This window comes from Streptomyces sp. MGP-P1 (genome assembly GCF_057766565.1).
In genome coordinates, this window is the sequence record NZ_JBYMEM010000004.1 from 94,821 (window position 1) to 108,876 (window position 14,056).

A 14,056-nucleotide genomic window follows, 5' to 3' on the forward strand; every position below is an offset into this window, starting at 1 on the left:
CGTCTCACGTTCGCCATCGGCGTACTGGCGAAAGGGGTATCTGCCTGGCCTGCGGGAACATCGTCTCGCACCATCGGGTTGGAGCAGTTGTCAGCTGTTCGGCAGTAAGAATCCCCGCCCGGCGCGGGGTGATCCGGACGGATGTCGGCAGTTGGAATGAGCTGTCCCGTCCTGCGGGACTAGCATGCGGAAGGACTGGGAGGGGACCGACCCCTCACTGACCGACCGCTCTGAGGAGCGATTAACGATGTTCGAGAGGTTCACCGACCGCGCGCGGCGGGTTGTCGTCCTGGCTCAGGAAGAAGCCCGGATGCTCAACCACAACTACATCGGCACCGAGCACATCCTCCTGGGCCTGATCCATGAGGGTGAGGGTGTCGCCGCTAAGGCCCTGGAGAGCCTCGGGATTTCGCTCGAGGCGGTCCGCCAGCAGGTGGAGGAGATCATCGGGCAGGGGCAGCAGGCTCCTTCCGGGCACATCCCCTTCACCCCGCGAGCCAAGAAGGTCCTGGAGCTGTCGCTCCGCGAGGCACTTCAGCTGGGCCACAACTACATCGGCACCGAGCACATCCTGCTCGGCCTGATCCGCGAGGGCGAGGGCGTCGCCGCCCAGGTCCTCGTGAAGCTGGGCGCCGACCTGAACCGGGTCCGGCAGCAGGTCATCCAGCTGCTTTCCGGGTATTCGGGCGGCAAGGAGGCGGCCACCGCAGGCGGTCCCGCCGAGGGCACGCCCTCCACGTCCCTGGTGCTCGACCAGTTCGGCCGGAATCTCACCCAGGCCGCTCGTGAGTCCAAGCTCGACCCGGTCATCGGGCGCGAGAAGGAGATCGAGCGGGTCATGCAGGTGCTGTCCCGCCGGACCAAGAACAACCCGGTCCTCATCGGCGAGCCCGGCGTCGGCAAGACGGCGGTCGTCGAGGGCCTGGCCCAGGCGATCGTCAAGGGCGAGGTGCCCGAGACCCTCAAGGACAAGCACCTCTACACCCTGGACCTCGGCGCCCTGGTCGCCGGCTCCCGGTACCGAGGTGACTTCGAGGAGCGCCTGAAGAAGGTCCTCAAGGAGATCCGCACCCGCGGCGACATCATCCTGTTCATCGACGAGCTCCACACGCTCGTCGGTGCGGGTGCCGCGGAAGGCGCCATCGACGCGGCTTCGATCCTGAAGCCCATGCTGGCGCGCGGTGAGCTCCAGACCATCGGCGCCACCACGCTCGACGAGTACCGCAAGCACCTGGAGAAGGACGCCGCTCTCGAGCGCCGCTTCCAGCCCATCCAGGTCGCGGAGCCCTCGCTGCCGCACACCATCGAGATCCTCAAGGGTCTGCGCGACCGTTACGAGGCCCACCACCGGGTCTCCATCACGGACGAGGCGCTGGTCCAGGCCGCGACGCTGGCCGACCGGTACATCTCGGACCGCTTCCTGCCGGACAAGGCGATCGACCTGATCGACGAGGCCGGTTCCCGCATGCGCATCCGCCGGATGACCGCGCCGCCGGACCTCCGCGAGTTCGACGAGAAGATCGCGGGCGTCCGCCGCGACAAGGAGTCGGCCATCGACTCCCAGGACTTCGAGAAGGCGGCTTCCCTCCGCGACAAGGAGAAGCAGCTGCTGGCGGCGAAGGCCAAGCGGGAGAAGGAGTGGAAGGCCGGCGACATGGACGTCGTCGCCGAGGTCGACGGCGAGCTCATCGCCGAAGTCCTGGCCACGGCCACCGGAATCCCGGTCTTCAAGCTGACGGAGGAGGAGTCCTCCCGTCTGCTGCGCATGGAGGACGAGCTCCACAAGCGCGTCATCGGGCAGAAGGACGCCATCAAGGCCCTTTCGCAGGCGATCCGCCGTACGCGAGCCGGCCTGAAGGACCCGAAGCGCCCCGGTGGCTCGTTCATCTTCGCCGGCCCGTCCGGTGTCGGTAAGACCGAGCTCTCCAAGACGCTCGCCGAATTCCTCTTCGGCGACGAGGACGCGCTGATCTCCCTCGACATGTCGGAGTTCAGCGAGAAGCACACGGTTTCCCGTCTCTTCGGTTCGCCCCCCGGCTACGTGGGCTACGAGGAGGGCGGGCAGCTCACCGAGAAGGTGCGCCGCAAGCCGTTCTCCGTCGTCCTCTTCGACGAGGTCGAGAAGGCCCACCCCGATATCTTCAATTCCCTGCTCCAGATTCTGGAGGACGGTCGCCTGACCGACTCCCAGGGTCGGGTCGTGGACTTCAAGAACACGGTCATCATCATGACGACCAACCTCGGGACCCGGGACATCTCGAAGGGCTTCAACCTGGGATTCGCGGCCCAGGGCGACGTCAAGTCGAACTACGAGCGGATGAAGACCAAGGTCAACGAGGAGCTCAAGCAGCACTTCCGGCCGGAATTCCTCAACCGCGTCGACGACACGGTCGTCTTCCACCAGCTGACCGAGGAAGACATCATCCAGATCGTCGACCTCATGCTCGCCAAGGTCGACGAGCGCCTCCGGGACCGCGACATGGGCATCGAGCTCAGCGGCGAGGCCAAGTTGCTGCTCGCGAAGAAGGGCTACGACCCCGTGATGGGCGCCCGGCCGCTGCGCCGGACGATCCAGCGGCAGATCGAGGACATCCTCTCCGAGAAGATCCTCTTCGGCGAGCTGCGTCCCGGTCACATCGTGGTCGTGGGCACCGAGGGCGAGGGTGACGAGAAGACGTTCACCTTCCGCGGCGAGGAGAAGTCGGCTCTGCCCGACGTCCCGCCGATCGAGCAGGCGGCAGGCGGCGCCGGCCCGAACCTCACGAAGGACGCGTGACGCGCGCGTAGCGCACAGCTGAGGGGCTGCCCCGGAACCGGTATCCGTACCGGTCCGGGGCAGCCCCTTTTCGTCAGACATGGATGCTGAGCCGGTCTCCCAGCGCGTCGCCGCCCACCAGGGGCGTGCCCACGCTTCCGTGGACGGCTACCCGTAGACCGGCCCAGGAGAGCAAGGGCGTGAGGTCCAGTTCCGCTGTGCCCGCCGGAACGTTCAGCTTCAGCGTGGTGAGTCCGGGAAAGAGCCGGTGCAGCAGGTCCGCCTGCTCGGCGTCCCGGAACGCATCGACCTCAAGTGTCTTGACCGAGGGGACCGGTTCGAGAGCAGCCGACACCGGGAAGGGGAACGGCCGGAGCTCAAGCAGGGTGATGCGGGGGTTCGCGCGGAGTTCGGCCAGCACGTCGCCGAGCGATGCGACCTCCGAAACGCACAGGGCGGTGAGCGACTTCCAGGCCCCGAGCCCCCGCACGGACAGGGGCTGGTCACCGCTGACGCAGAGCCGCGACAGGCCCGGGAGGACCGGCAGCTCGTCCCACTCAGCCGGGTCGAATCCGACGACATTCAGGTAGACGAGGCCGGGCATGCCCGCCACGGGAGCGAGGAGACCGGCCGATCGCTGTCCTACGTCCACCACGAGCCCGGTGAGGGAAGGCAGCGCGCCGAGCGGCGTCAGGTCCTCGATCGCGGGACACTGGGCGAGATGGAGGTGGCGGAGCGTGTCCGCCTGGGAGCCCAGCAGGGAGACGTCCGCGAACTGGGTGTTTCCGTGGAGGCGCAGATGCCTCAGACGGGTCTCGGCCAGGGCGGTGCGCAGCTCGTCATCGGTCAGATCACCGAACAGGACGAGTCGTTCCAGGGACGGCAGGTGCCGCAGGGCGTCGAGCCGGCCCCGGTCGACGAGGACGATGCGCTTCGAGAGGTCGAGAGGGGCGAGCACCTCACGGGCGTAGGCCTCCGGTGGAAAAGTGCTCCACAACACGGCCAAGTCGCTGAACAGCGCGGGGTGTGCGGTAAGCCATGCGCGGACGTGCCGGATGGCCTCGGCACCGCCGATTCTGCGGAGCAGGAGGGATACGTGATGGGCGCCCGGGCTGTCCGTCGGCACGCTCTCCGGGTCCGGCAGATGATCCAGCGCCGCCGCCCCGAGCCGGGACAGGACGGCCGCCTGGTCCGCGTCGGCGGGCGGGAACAGCGACGCCGTGCTGTGGCGGACCCGGTCCCGCACCGCGCCGTCCAGCCAGGTCGCATGCTGCTCGCACAGAGCCGCGAGGACATGGAGGGAGCTCCGCCCGGCGGAGCCCTCCGCATGCTTCAGCCCCGCGTCCAGCAACCCGTCCACCAGCAAAGCGAGTTCGCGCCTGCCACAATGCCCCGCCGCCAGCAGGATCACGTCCTGCCAGGACTCCTCGTCCGCGTGCCGCAGCAGCTCGTTGAGGTGCTCGTCCTCGATCAGCTCCTTCGCGGCCAGGTAGTCCTGGAAGGTGCGGTGGATGAACTGGTAGGTGTCGTCGGTGCGTTCCTGAAGCAGACCGCTGCGGTTCAGCAGGTGGGTCAGGATCTTCTCCGGCGGGCCCTGGGCCCGCACCCGCTCCATCCCCGCCAGCGCCCGGTCGAGTTGGCGCAGCGCCTGGCCCCGGGTGAACTCCGACTGGCCCTCGCGGACCAGCCAGACCGCGATGCGCTGGAGGAGCTGGGTGGCTTCCTCGACGTCCAGCTCGATGCCCTCGGGGGTCCCGATCCGGCGGCGGTGGTCGCGGTGGCCCAGCAGCATCTCCAGCGCCGAGCGGTACAGCTTCCAGCGGGTCTCGGGGAGGAAGCCGTCGCGGCTGCGGTGCAGGGCGCAGATCACCGCGCAGAGAAGCGGCGTACGGGCCAGGTCACGGAGTGTGGCGTTCTGGTCGAACTGGCGGGACAGGTCGCCTTCGAGTTCGTCCAGCCGGTCGCGGTCGCCCGGCTCCGACAGCAGGGCCGCCCGGTGCCAGGAGGCCACGAACGTCTGGATGTCCTCGTTCCGCATCGGCAGCAGACGTAACTCCGCGAAGCCTTCGGAGCGCAGCCAGCCCGGCTCGACGGCGAGCGGTCGTACTGTCGTGACGCACCGGGTGCCCGGGTAGCGGGCCAGCAGCTGGGTGAGCCAGGCGTGCGCCTGCTCGCGCTCCTCCGGCGGCACCTCGTCCAAGCCGTCCACCAGCAGGAGCGCCCGCCCGGACTCCAGGACCCGGCCCGCCCAGCCCTCCGGGGCCGCGTCGATCACCAGGCCCGCCGCACCTGACAGCTCGGCCGGACCCGGGAACGTCATCCCACGGGCCCGCAGGGTACGCAGCGGCACCACGAAGGGGATCAGACCGTTCAGCGGGGCCGGCACGTCGCCCAGGGTGCGGGCCGAGGCGTGGGCGGCCAGCCACCACAACAGCGTGGTCTTGCCCGCGCCGGCCTCGCCGCGCAGCAGGACCCGGGGACGGTCGGCGAGGAGGGCGTCGATGCGCTTGGGGAGGGGCGGGGCCGCCTCCGTGACCCCGGGGTGCTGTGCGGTCCGGTCCTGCGTCTCTGTCTGCGCCAGGGCCTCCAGGCTGAGGTAGGCGGTGTCCAGGTCCCACTCGGTGTCGTGCCGGCTCAGCTCGTCCAGGCCGAAGATCTTCGTGCGGCGGTAGGCGACGCCGAGCGCCTGCGCGTACTCCGCCTCGTACCGCAGGTCTCTCGGGAAGCTGCCGTGGACGTGCTCCTGGCGGAGGTCGATTCCGGTCCGCTGATAGACCAGGCGAAAGGGTTTCGCCGCCAGGACCGGGGCGAGCGGGACGCACTCGACCCGGCGGCCGTCGCGCTGTCGCGGCACCTGGCGGGCGACGCCCAGCAGCACGTCCCCCATGAAGACCGGGCCGCCGGAGAGTCCGGCAAGCGCGGCGGTCGCGTCGTCCGGGTCCGCGGGGGGTGGGCCTTCGAGGTCGCAGACCAGCAGGTCCCGGACCCGGCCCGCCAGGGGCAGGACGGTCGCCGTGTACTGGTCGGCCTCCAGGCGCTGGTCGCGGCCGTAGCGCTGGACGCGGGGGAAGCCGGTGATCTCGCACTCGGGTATCGCCTGGCGGGTGTCGATCACGCCGAGCCGTACGGGCGGGACCGGCCGCACCGGTTCGACGGCCTCCAGCAGGGCCACGTCCAGCCGGTAGTCGATCCAGGCGACGGTGGCCCGTACGCGGTCGGAGTTGGCCGGGTGGGCGATCAGGACGGACCCGGACTTGACCACGTGGGCGCAGGTGAGGACCAGCCGGTCGGTGAGCAGGACGCCGCTGCCCTGCTGGATCGCGGTGACGACCACCGTACGGTCGGCGGGGTGGACGACGGGAGGGCTCATGTACGCGAGGCCCCGTCACCGAACCCCGCCGTGGACCCGTCGTCCTCCGTCCCGATCTCCCACGCCTCACCCGTGGCGGCGTTGCGCGGGGTCAGGGTGAAGGCCACCTTGTGCGTGCGGCCCGTGGTGCGGGCGGCGTCCGCACCGGCCTCGACCACCCAGGCCTTCACCTTGCCGCCCGCCCTGGCCTCCCGGCGCAGTTCGAGCGTGAACTCCATCTGGATGTCGCCGACCGCGAAGGAGACCGGGTGGTCCGTGGCCCGGGACGCCGCGTCGATGAGCTGGTTGCGGATGGACGCGACGGCATCGGCGAGCTCGATGCCGTCCAGCGCGTGGGTCTCCGGTGCGCGGGTGTCCGGTGCGTGGGTGTTCTCGGCCGTCATGGGGTCCCCCCGGGGTGCGGTGCCGCTTTCCCGTCAGCGTAGTGAAGTAGCAGGCCGAAGGTCCCGAATCGGAAGGACCTAGGTCCCACCGGCGGTGACAAGGCGCACAGGCCGAAACAGGCCTACTACCCGGGCTAGGAGGAGGGGCCGTGATCGGCCGCGGGACCTTCGGCCCGGCCTCTGCGGGCCCTTTCGAGGTTCTGGGCGGTACGGCCTTTTCGTCGCGCCATGTCCGGAAAAGTACTCATGGAGCAGGTGTTAAACGTCTCCGTGCGAAGGATTTCATGGCCCGCGTCGACTCCTCGCAGAGGGACAAGCGCGACGAATTCCCCCAGCGCTCTCTACGGCTTTTCTTCGTATATGGGGGGTTTGAGCACCGGCGGGGGTGCGGGTTACCAAGGTGGAGCAAGCCCGGACAGCACGCCGGGTCCACTCACCTTCGGAGGACTTCCTCGTATGAAGCGCGCAACGAACCAGCACACCATCCGCCCGTCCGCCTTCCGCGTCCGTGGCGCCGTCCTGGCCGCCGGCCTGGGAGCGTCCGTGGTGCTGGGTGCCGGAACGGCGTTCGCGTCCAGCGGCAGTGAAGCCGCTGCCGCTCCCCTGGCCGCGGGCACGACCGCCAACTCCGTCGCCGCGCAGGCGACCGCGCAGGGCAAGGCCGCCGAGGCGGCCGCGAAGAAGGCCTCCGACGCGAAGAAGAAGGCCGAGGACAAGAAGAAGGCCGCGAAGAAGAACGCCGCCTCCTGGAAGTCCCCGGTCAAGAAGTACACGCTGAGCGCCAGCTACGGCACCGGCGGCGCCCGCTGGGCCGCCAAGCACTCCGGTCAGGACTTCGCCGTGCCGGTCGGCACCGATGTCGTGGCCGCCCACAAGGGCACCGTCGTGAAGGCCGGCCCGAACGGCGCCGGCGACGGCCCCGCGTACGGCAACGCCGTCGTGATCAAGCACTCCAACGGCAAGTACTCGCAGTACGCGCACCTGTCGCAGGTCAACGTGAAGGTCGGCGAGACCGTGAAGACGGGCGAGAAGATCGCCCTGTCCGGCAACACCGGAAACTCCAGCGGCCCGCACCTGCACTTCGAGATCCGCACCAGCCCGAACTACGGCTCGGCGCTGAACCCGGCCGCGTTCCTCCGCTCGGTGCACGTCTCCATCTGATCCGGCCGGCGTAACCGCGCGGCCACGCCGGAGCCCCGTGCCCGGCGGACGCGCAGCACAACCGAAAAGAGTCAGTGGACCCGTTACACCCCGGTACCCGGGGCGTGCGCCCGGGTCACCCGTCCGACGGCGACGTCGAGGACAGCCTCACGGCTCACTCCTCGGGGTCGCCGTCGGCGTTCCACCCCACCGTCCACCGTCCACCGCGCGTCCGGCTCAGTCCGACGCCGGCCGCTGGTCCGCCATCCGCAGCACCGGGAAGCTCCCGGTGACCGTCGGCGCGTGCTCCGGCAGCCAGAGCACCGCGATCGCCCCGCCCGTGCCCTCCGCCGCGCCCGAGGGCGCCGCGTTGCGGAAGGTCAGCCGGGCCCCCAGCACCCTCGCCTGGCCCGCCGCGATCGTCAGGCCGAGACCGTGCCCGTGCCCGGCCCGGTCCATGCTTCCGGTACGGAACCGGCTCGGCCCGTCCCGCAGCAGCTCCTCCGGGAACCCCGGACCGTGGTCGCGGACCCGCACCACCCGGCCCTCGACCGTGACCTCCACCGGGGTCGAGCCGTGCTTGGCGGCGTTCCCCAGCAGATTGCCGAGGATGCGCTCCAGCCGGCGCGGATCGGTGGAGACCCACGACTCGTGCACCACCCGCACGGTCACCTCCGGGTTCAGCAGGCCTATCCGGCGGCTGACGAACTCGCCGAGCGGCAGCTCCTGGAGCTCCGCCCGCTCCGAGGCGCTGTCCAGGCGGGCCACCTCCAGCACGTCCTCGACCAGCGTCCGCATCGCCTGCGCCCGGTCCCGTACCAGCTCGGTGGGGCGGCCCGGCGGCAGCAGCTCGGCCGCCGTGAGCAGCCCGGTCACCGGGGTACGCAGCTCATGGGCGATGTCCGCGGTGACCCGGCGCTCCGCCTCGATGCGCTCGTTCAGCGCGTCGGTCAGCGCGTCGACCGCCCGCGCCAGCTCGTCGGTCTCGTCGCGGACGACCCCGCCGACGGCCTCCCTGACCCGTACGTCCGTCTGCCCCTCGGCGACCCGGCCCGCCGCGGCCGCCGCCTTGCGCAGCCGGCGCGAGAGCTGACCGCCGATGAGGACCCCGAGCGCGCAGCCGCCGAAGACCACCGAGACCGAGCCGATGATCAGGGCCCGGTCCAGGTCGTCCATGATCGTGGCGGAGCGGTCCGCGAACCGGGAGTGCAGCGAGAGCACGTCCCCGCCGGCCAGCGGAAGAGCCGCCCAGACCTCGGGGACCCCGTCGGAGCCCTGCGTCACATGGGTGGCCCGGCGGTTCTTGCGGACCTCGTCGCGCAGGCTCGGCGGGATCGTCGGGTCGTTGAGCTTCGCCCCGAACTTCGGCCCGCCCTTCTGCATGCTCGTCGCCTCGTAGAACCGCTGGGCGCCCAGCAGCCGCTCCAGCTGTACCTCACGGGCGTTCTCGATCATCGAGACGCGGGCCGCGTTGTGCACCACGAGGCTCAGCGCCACCGCGACGAGCGCGCCCACCGCCGCGATGGCGATGCTGATCTTCCAGCGGACCCCGGTCCGCAGGGCCAGCCGCTTCATCCGCGCAGCTTGTAGCCGAAGCCGCGGACCGTATCGATCCGGTCCTGGCCGATCTTGGTGCGCAGCCGCTGGACGTGGACGTCCACGACGCGGGTGTCACCGCCCCAGCCGTAGTCCCAGACCCGCTCCAGGAGCTTGTCGCGGGACAGGACGGTGCCCGGCGCGGACGAGAACTCCAGCAGCAGCCGCATCTCGGTGGGTGTCAGCGCCACCTGTTCACCGGCGCGCCGCACCTCCATGCCGTCCGTGTCGACCTCCAGATCACCGAAGACCAGCACGCCGCCGAACGTCTCGGCGTCCCCCTCCGCACCGCCCCGGCCCAGCCCGTCCGGCCCGGCCGCGTGGCCGAAGCGGCGCAGCACCGCCCGGATGCGGGCCACCAGGACCGCCCCGTCGAAGGGCTTGGTGACGTAGTCGTCCGCCCCGGCCTCCAGACCCAGCACCACGTCGATCGAGTCGGCCCGCGCGGAGAGCATGATCACCGGGACGGTCGACTCGTCCCGGATGCGGCGGCACAGGCTCACGCCGTCAAGACCCGGCACCATCACGTCGAGCAGGGCGATGTCCGGCCGGTCGGCGCGGAACGCCTCCAGGCCGGAGAGCCCGTCGGGCATCGCGGTGACCGTGAAGCCGACCCGCTCCAGGGCGAGCTGGGTGGCCTCGCGGATCACGTCGTCGTCCTCGACGAAGAGGACGTGGGTCTCGGCCATGGGGCTGCTTCTCGCTTTCCGTTCCCGCCCGGTCGCACCGGCACGGCTTGGTGCCTGCCCGGTCTCAGTTCCTGCCCTGCTCCACCGGCGCCTCCGACGGAACCGGTTCCACCGGCTCCGACTGCACCGGCAGTTCGCCGTCCGTGCCCTCGACGGCACGGCTGAAGTCGTTGTGCACCCGGTCGTGCTCGGTGAAGTGGTCGCTCGCCCAACGGTAGGTGACCACCTCCGAGCCGGACGGGTACGCCAGCGGATCCTTCGACCCGTAGACCTGGGTCGTCACCACCAGGTCGCCCCGGTCGATCGTCCCGTAGACGGCGGGGACCTCGGCCGCGAAGACGTTCTTGTACGAGCCGTCGGCGTCCGCCCGGTACACATACGTTCCGACGCCCACCGAGTCGGCGCAGCTCATCACGTTCACCACCACGTCGGCGGCCCGGCCGCCCGTCATCGACCCGTAGGAGGTGTCGACCGGATAGGCCTTGCCCGCGCAGGGCTTGAGCCCGTCCCTGACCTGCTCGCCCACCTTGGGGTCGCCCTTGAGCAGCCGCACGGCGTCGACCCGTCTGACGGGCGGGGTCGTGCCGGAGGGGCTGGCCCGGGGGGTGATCTGGGCGACCGGCTGACTGCCGGCGGGGCCCTCGTCCCGGGTGCCCGTGCCGCCCGTGGAGCAGCCGACGCCGAACAGCCCGAAGGCGACGAGTCCGGCCAAGGCCGTGCCACTCGCCGCCATACCGCTCCGGGATCCCCGGCTCCGGCCCGATCTTCCCGGATCGTCGCCGTCGTCCGAGCCCCCGGAACCTCTCACGGACGAACTGCTCACGGAGCATCCGGTGGAGGAAAAACCACTCGGGGAGGAGTGGGAGGAGTTGTTCGAGGAGGAATCCCTCGACGCGGGGCCACTCCTGGAAACGCTGCCCAAGGAATCGTCCCCGAAGCCGCCCCCGCCGCCGCTGCTGCCACTCAGGCCGCGCACCGCTCCATCCCCCGCTCGTCGTGACGCCCGTTGCGCTGCGCCGGTGTGTGTGCCCTCGCCCCCGGCACCGTCGTGACGGGCGACCGCTGGGCGGGGACACGGGCGGAGGCGACCGGCACCGCGCTCCGGCGGCCCCCGGTCTCCCGGGCGACCGCCTCGCGGCTGACCAGATCGCGGCTCTCCAGCTCCTGGCGCAGTCGTGCCAGGGCCCGGTGCAGCGTGCTCTTGACCGTACCGGCCGACATGCCGAGCGCCGTGGCGGTCTCCTCCGTGCTCATCTGCTCCCAGTGTCGCAGCACGACGACGCTGCGTTGCTTGGGAGCCAGAATGCCCAGAATGTCCATCAGGAGGGCGCGGTCGGCCCGCTGCTCGCTGCCGTCGTCGACACTCGCGTCGGGCAGCTGCTCGGTCGGGACCTCTTCGAGCTTGCGCGCCCGCCACCACTCCGTACGGGTGTTGATCATGACGCGGCGCAGGTAGGCGTCGGCCAGCGACTTGTCGGCGATGCCGTCCCAGCGGCCGTAGGTGCGCACCAGGGCGGTCTGCAGCAGGTCCTGGGCATCGACGGGGTCGGGAACCAGACGGCGCGCGCTGCGCAGCAGCGCCTCCTGCCGTGTGCGTACGTAGTCCTCGAACGCGAGCACCTCGCCCTGCGCCATGACAACCGCCTCCGTCCCCGAACATCCCCGTGTCACCGCTGGGCCGCGGGTGTTCCGCGGTCCGGCCGTCCTGCTGTCGGAGACGCTACGGAGGCGTTGTCACGGCGATGTGCGGAGCAGCCGTAGGCCGGTGCACGGCTGCCCATCGGTTGTGTAACAGCGCAGGAGAGGACGCTCCCCGCGGTCCGGGGCGTGGGTCGGGGCCCGCGGATCACGGGCTACGGTTCACGGCTACGGATCACGGGCTACGCACCGCGCACCGCGGACCACGACCGGCGGCCCCGGGCGGGGCCGGGGCCGGGGGTCAGGTCAGCGGCAGCCGGTACCGGCCGTCGGCCAGCGGCTCGACCAGTCCGTCGGCCACCAGCCCGTCCAGCGCACGGGTCCGCTGCACCGGCTCCTCCCACACCGCGTCCAGGGCTGCCTGGGCCACGGGGCTCACCGAGTCCCGCAACACCGCCAGCAGCCGCCCTCGCACCTGGCGGTCGGTGCCGGCGTACGTCTGGCCCTTGCGCGGCGGACCCTGGTGCGCGGGCTTTCCGGCCAGCCGCCAGGCGCACCGCGAGGCGATCGGGCACCGGTCGCAGTCCTCGTTGCGCGCGGTGCACACGAGGGCGCCCAGCTCCATCGTGGCCGCCGCCCAGCGTGCCGCCCGCTCGTCCTCCTCAGGCAGCAGCGCCCGCGCGAGCTTGCGCTCGGCGGCCGTGGTGGCGTTCGGCGGGTACTGGACCCCGGACGCGGCGCGGGCGAACACCCGGCGGACGTTCGTGTCGAGCACCGCGTGCCGCTGTCCGTACGCGAACGAGGCCACGGCCGCCGCCGTGTACTCGCCGATCCCGGGCAGCGCCAGCAGCTGGGCGTGCTCGCTCGGCACATCGCCGCCGTGCCGTTCCGTTATCGCCTGCGCGGCCCCGTGCAGGCGCAGCGCACGGCGCGGGTAGCCGAGCCGGCCCCAGGCGCGGACCGCCTCCCCGGGCGCCTCGGCGGCCAGGTCGGCGGGGCGGGGCCAGCGGGCGAGCCACTGTTCGTACACCGGGAGGACCCGGCTCACCGGGGTCTGCTGCAGCATGAACTCGCTGACCATCACCGACCAGGCGCCCGCTTCGGGGCGGCGCCAGGGCAGATCGCGGGCATGCTGCTCGAACCACCCGATGACGGGGGCGTGGAGGGAGGCGGCGGGGGGCGTCTGTGTCGAAGTCATGGCAGTCATCGCACGGACGATCCTGGCACGGAAGAGGGAGCGGCGGTCACGGGCGGGGGAGTGTCGGCCCACGCGGCGGCCCAGGAGGTGACAACGCCACCCGTTCTGTCCCCTGTGACCGGATCCCCGTGATGATGATCGGCAAAACTTGCCGCCGGAGCGGCGGGTGGGGCCTGAGCGGGCCCGGATCTCTCGTAGAGTTCGGGACGTGGGATCTATGCGCAATCCGGTCGGTCCGCTTCCCTCCAGCATCTACTGGCGACGAAGGGCGGTAGCGGGACTTCTGGTTGCGCTGCTCGCCGTGTTGATCGCCTGGGGCGTGACGACCGGAGGCGGTGGGGGAAGCCGGGACGACGGCAAGTCCGGCGGCTCCGATCCGGTCGAGTCGATCACTCCCGGGCCGTCGCGCTCGGGCCCCGCGATCAGCCAACAGCCCGGCGGCCGCGACGAGTCGGGTGAGGACGGCGGCTCCGGGGGCTCGGGCGGCTCGGGCGGCTCCGACGGTGGCGCGGGTGCGTCCTCCGGCGGCGTGGGCGGCGGGGCTTCGCCCGACGGGGCGTCAACGGGCGGTGCGGACACGGCCGGTTCGGGCGCGGGTGGCGGCGGCACTGCGGGCCAGCAGGTCCCGGCCGGCTCCCCGCTCCCCGAGTGCAAGCCGGACGCGGTGCGGTTGAGCCTGCGGACGAAGGTCAGTTACGGCCCCGACGACAAGCCGAAGTTCGAACTGATCGCCAAGAACACCTCGTCGGCCGTGTGCAAGGCCGACCTCGGGCCGAAGAGCGCGGTCCTCACGGTGACCGAGGCCGGCGGCGAGGGCGACGATCCGATCTGGTCCTCGAAGGACTGCCCCGCCGCGGCCGGTCCGCTGTTCCTGAAGGTTCCGGCGGGCGCGACGGTGATCCACACGGTCGACTGGAACCGCACGCTGTCCTCCCCCGGCTGTGCGACCCCGCCGGCCGGCAAGGCGGGCCCGGGGACGTACCTCCTGGAGGCGAAGACCTCGGGCGAGGCGGTCCAGCGAGCGTCGTTCGTCCTCGCGAAGGACTGACCGCGCCCAGACGGCACTGGCCCCCCGGGGCCGCCTCCGCCCCTTCGTCGGCCATTCCCAGCCCGCCCAGCCCCCAGCCGGTCCGGCGTTTGAGGACGGAACCGTCCGGGCGGACGAGCGATGCGTCTACGGGGTCGGGCGGGTCCGGCGAACCCAGCCGGTCCGGCGTTTGAGGACGGAACCGTCCGGGCGGACGGGCGAAGCGCTTACGGGGCCCGGGCAAGCCCGTATGAGCACCG

The 14,056-nt window shown here is 71.3% G+C and carries 10 protein-coding genes; 3 read left to right on the forward strand and 7 right to left on the reverse strand.

Annotation, left to right across the window (positions count from 1 at the left end; all coding sequences use genetic code 11):
- Positions 1–247 precede the first annotated feature (247 nt).
- Positions 248–2,776, forward strand: a complete 2,529-nt coding sequence (locus tag AC3CH1_RS08190) for an ATP-dependent Clp protease ATP-binding subunit (protein WP_488462305.1) — start codon at positions 248–250, stop codon at positions 2,774–2,776.
- Positions 2,777–2,849: 73 nt separating this feature from the next.
- On the opposite strand, the gene AC3CH1_RS08195 is transcribed toward AC3CH1_RS08190, so the two are convergent.
- Positions 2,850–6,125, reverse strand: a complete 3,276-nt coding sequence (locus tag AC3CH1_RS08195; RefSeq protein ID WP_488462306.1) for an NACHT domain-containing protein — start codon at positions 6,123–6,125, stop codon at positions 2,850–2,852.
- Entirely contained in the window at positions 6,122–6,508 is a 387-nt protein-coding gene (locus tag AC3CH1_RS08200) for a trypco2 family protein (RefSeq protein WP_488462307.1), read from the reverse strand. Before AC3CH1_RS08200 ends, AC3CH1_RS08195 begins: the two co-directional genes overlap by 4 nt.
- Before the next feature lie 456 nt (positions 6,509–6,964).
- Between AC3CH1_RS08200 and AC3CH1_RS08205 the strand changes: the two genes are divergently transcribed.
- Positions 6,965–7,669, forward strand: a complete 705-nt coding sequence (locus tag AC3CH1_RS08205) for a M23 family metallopeptidase (RefSeq protein WP_488462308.1) — start codon at positions 6,965–6,967, stop codon at positions 7,667–7,669.
- 216 nt (positions 7,670–7,885) lie between these two features.
- Here AC3CH1_RS08205 and cseC read toward each other — a convergent pair whose 3' ends face one another.
- From cseC to AC3CH1_RS08230, 5 genes are all read right to left on the reverse strand, one after another.
- A complete protein-coding gene (gene cseC, locus AC3CH1_RS08210; protein ID WP_488462309.1) occupies positions 7,886–9,223 on the reverse strand; it encodes a two-component system sensor histidine kinase CseC in 1,338 nt (445 codons plus the stop codon).
- Entirely contained in the window at positions 9,220–9,933 is a 714-nt protein-coding gene (gene cseB, locus AC3CH1_RS08215) for a two-component system response regulator CseB (protein ID WP_488462310.1), read from the reverse strand. The genes cseC and cseB overlap by 4 nt, the downstream gene beginning before the upstream one ends.
- 64 nt (positions 9,934–9,997) lie before the next feature.
- Positions 9,998–10,666, reverse strand: coding sequence for a hypothetical protein (locus tag AC3CH1_RS08220; RefSeq protein WP_488462311.1), 669 nt, complete (start codon positions 10,664–10,666; stop codon positions 9,998–10,000).
- 230 nt (positions 10,667–10,896) lie between these two features.
- On the reverse strand, positions 10,897–11,568 hold the full coding sequence (locus AC3CH1_RS08225) for a SigE family RNA polymerase sigma factor (protein WP_488462312.1): 672 nt from the start codon (positions 11,566–11,568) through the stop codon (positions 10,897–10,899).
- Between the two features lie 304 nt (positions 11,569–11,872).
- Positions 11,873–12,778 carry an HhH-GPD family protein gene (locus AC3CH1_RS08230; protein WP_488462313.1) on the reverse strand — a complete coding sequence of 302 codons (906 nt, stop codon included), beginning with the start codon at positions 12,776–12,778 and terminating at the stop codon, positions 11,873–11,875.
- Between the two features lie 292 nt (positions 12,779–13,070).
- On the opposite strand from AC3CH1_RS08230, the gene AC3CH1_RS08235 reads away from it, so the two are divergent.
- The gene (locus AC3CH1_RS08235) at positions 13,071–13,817 is read left to right on the forward strand and encodes a hypothetical protein (protein WP_488462314.1); all 747 of its coding nucleotides are present in this window, start codon (positions 13,071–13,073) and stop codon (positions 13,815–13,817) included.
- Positions 13,818–14,056 lie beyond the last annotated feature (239 nt).

Bases quoted from the DNA above. Each gene is read 5' to 3' on its own strand.
- AC3CH1_RS08190 (WP_488462305.1), top strand. From the start codon at position 248: ATGTTCGAGAGGTTCACCGACCGCGCGCGGCGGGTTGTCGTCCTGGCT.
- AC3CH1_RS08195 (WP_488462306.1), bottom strand. From the start codon at position 6,125: ATGAGCCCTCCCGTCGTCCACCCCGCCGACCGTACGGTGGTCGTCACC.
- AC3CH1_RS08200 (WP_488462307.1), bottom strand. From the start codon at position 6,508: ATGACGGCCGAGAACACCCACGCACCGGACACCCGCGCACCGGAGACC.
- AC3CH1_RS08205 (WP_488462308.1), top strand. From the start codon at position 6,965: ATGAAGCGCGCAACGAACCAGCACACCATCCGCCCGTCCGCCTTCCGC.
- cseC (WP_488462309.1), bottom strand. From the start codon at position 9,223: ATGAAGCGGCTGGCCCTGCGGACCGGGGTCCGCTGGAAGATCAGCATC.
- cseB (WP_488462310.1), bottom strand. From the start codon at position 9,933: ATGGCCGAGACCCACGTCCTCTTCGTCGAGGACGACGACGTGATCCGC.
- AC3CH1_RS08220 (WP_488462311.1), bottom strand. From the start codon at position 10,666: ATGGCGGCGAGTGGCACGGCCTTGGCCGGACTCGTCGCCTTCGGGCTG.
- AC3CH1_RS08225 (WP_488462312.1), bottom strand. From the start codon at position 11,568: ATGGCGCAGGGCGAGGTGCTCGCGTTCGAGGACTACGTACGCACACGG.
- AC3CH1_RS08230 (WP_488462313.1), bottom strand. From the start codon at position 12,778: ATGACTGCCATGACTTCGACACAGACGCCCCCCGCCGCCTCCCTCCAC.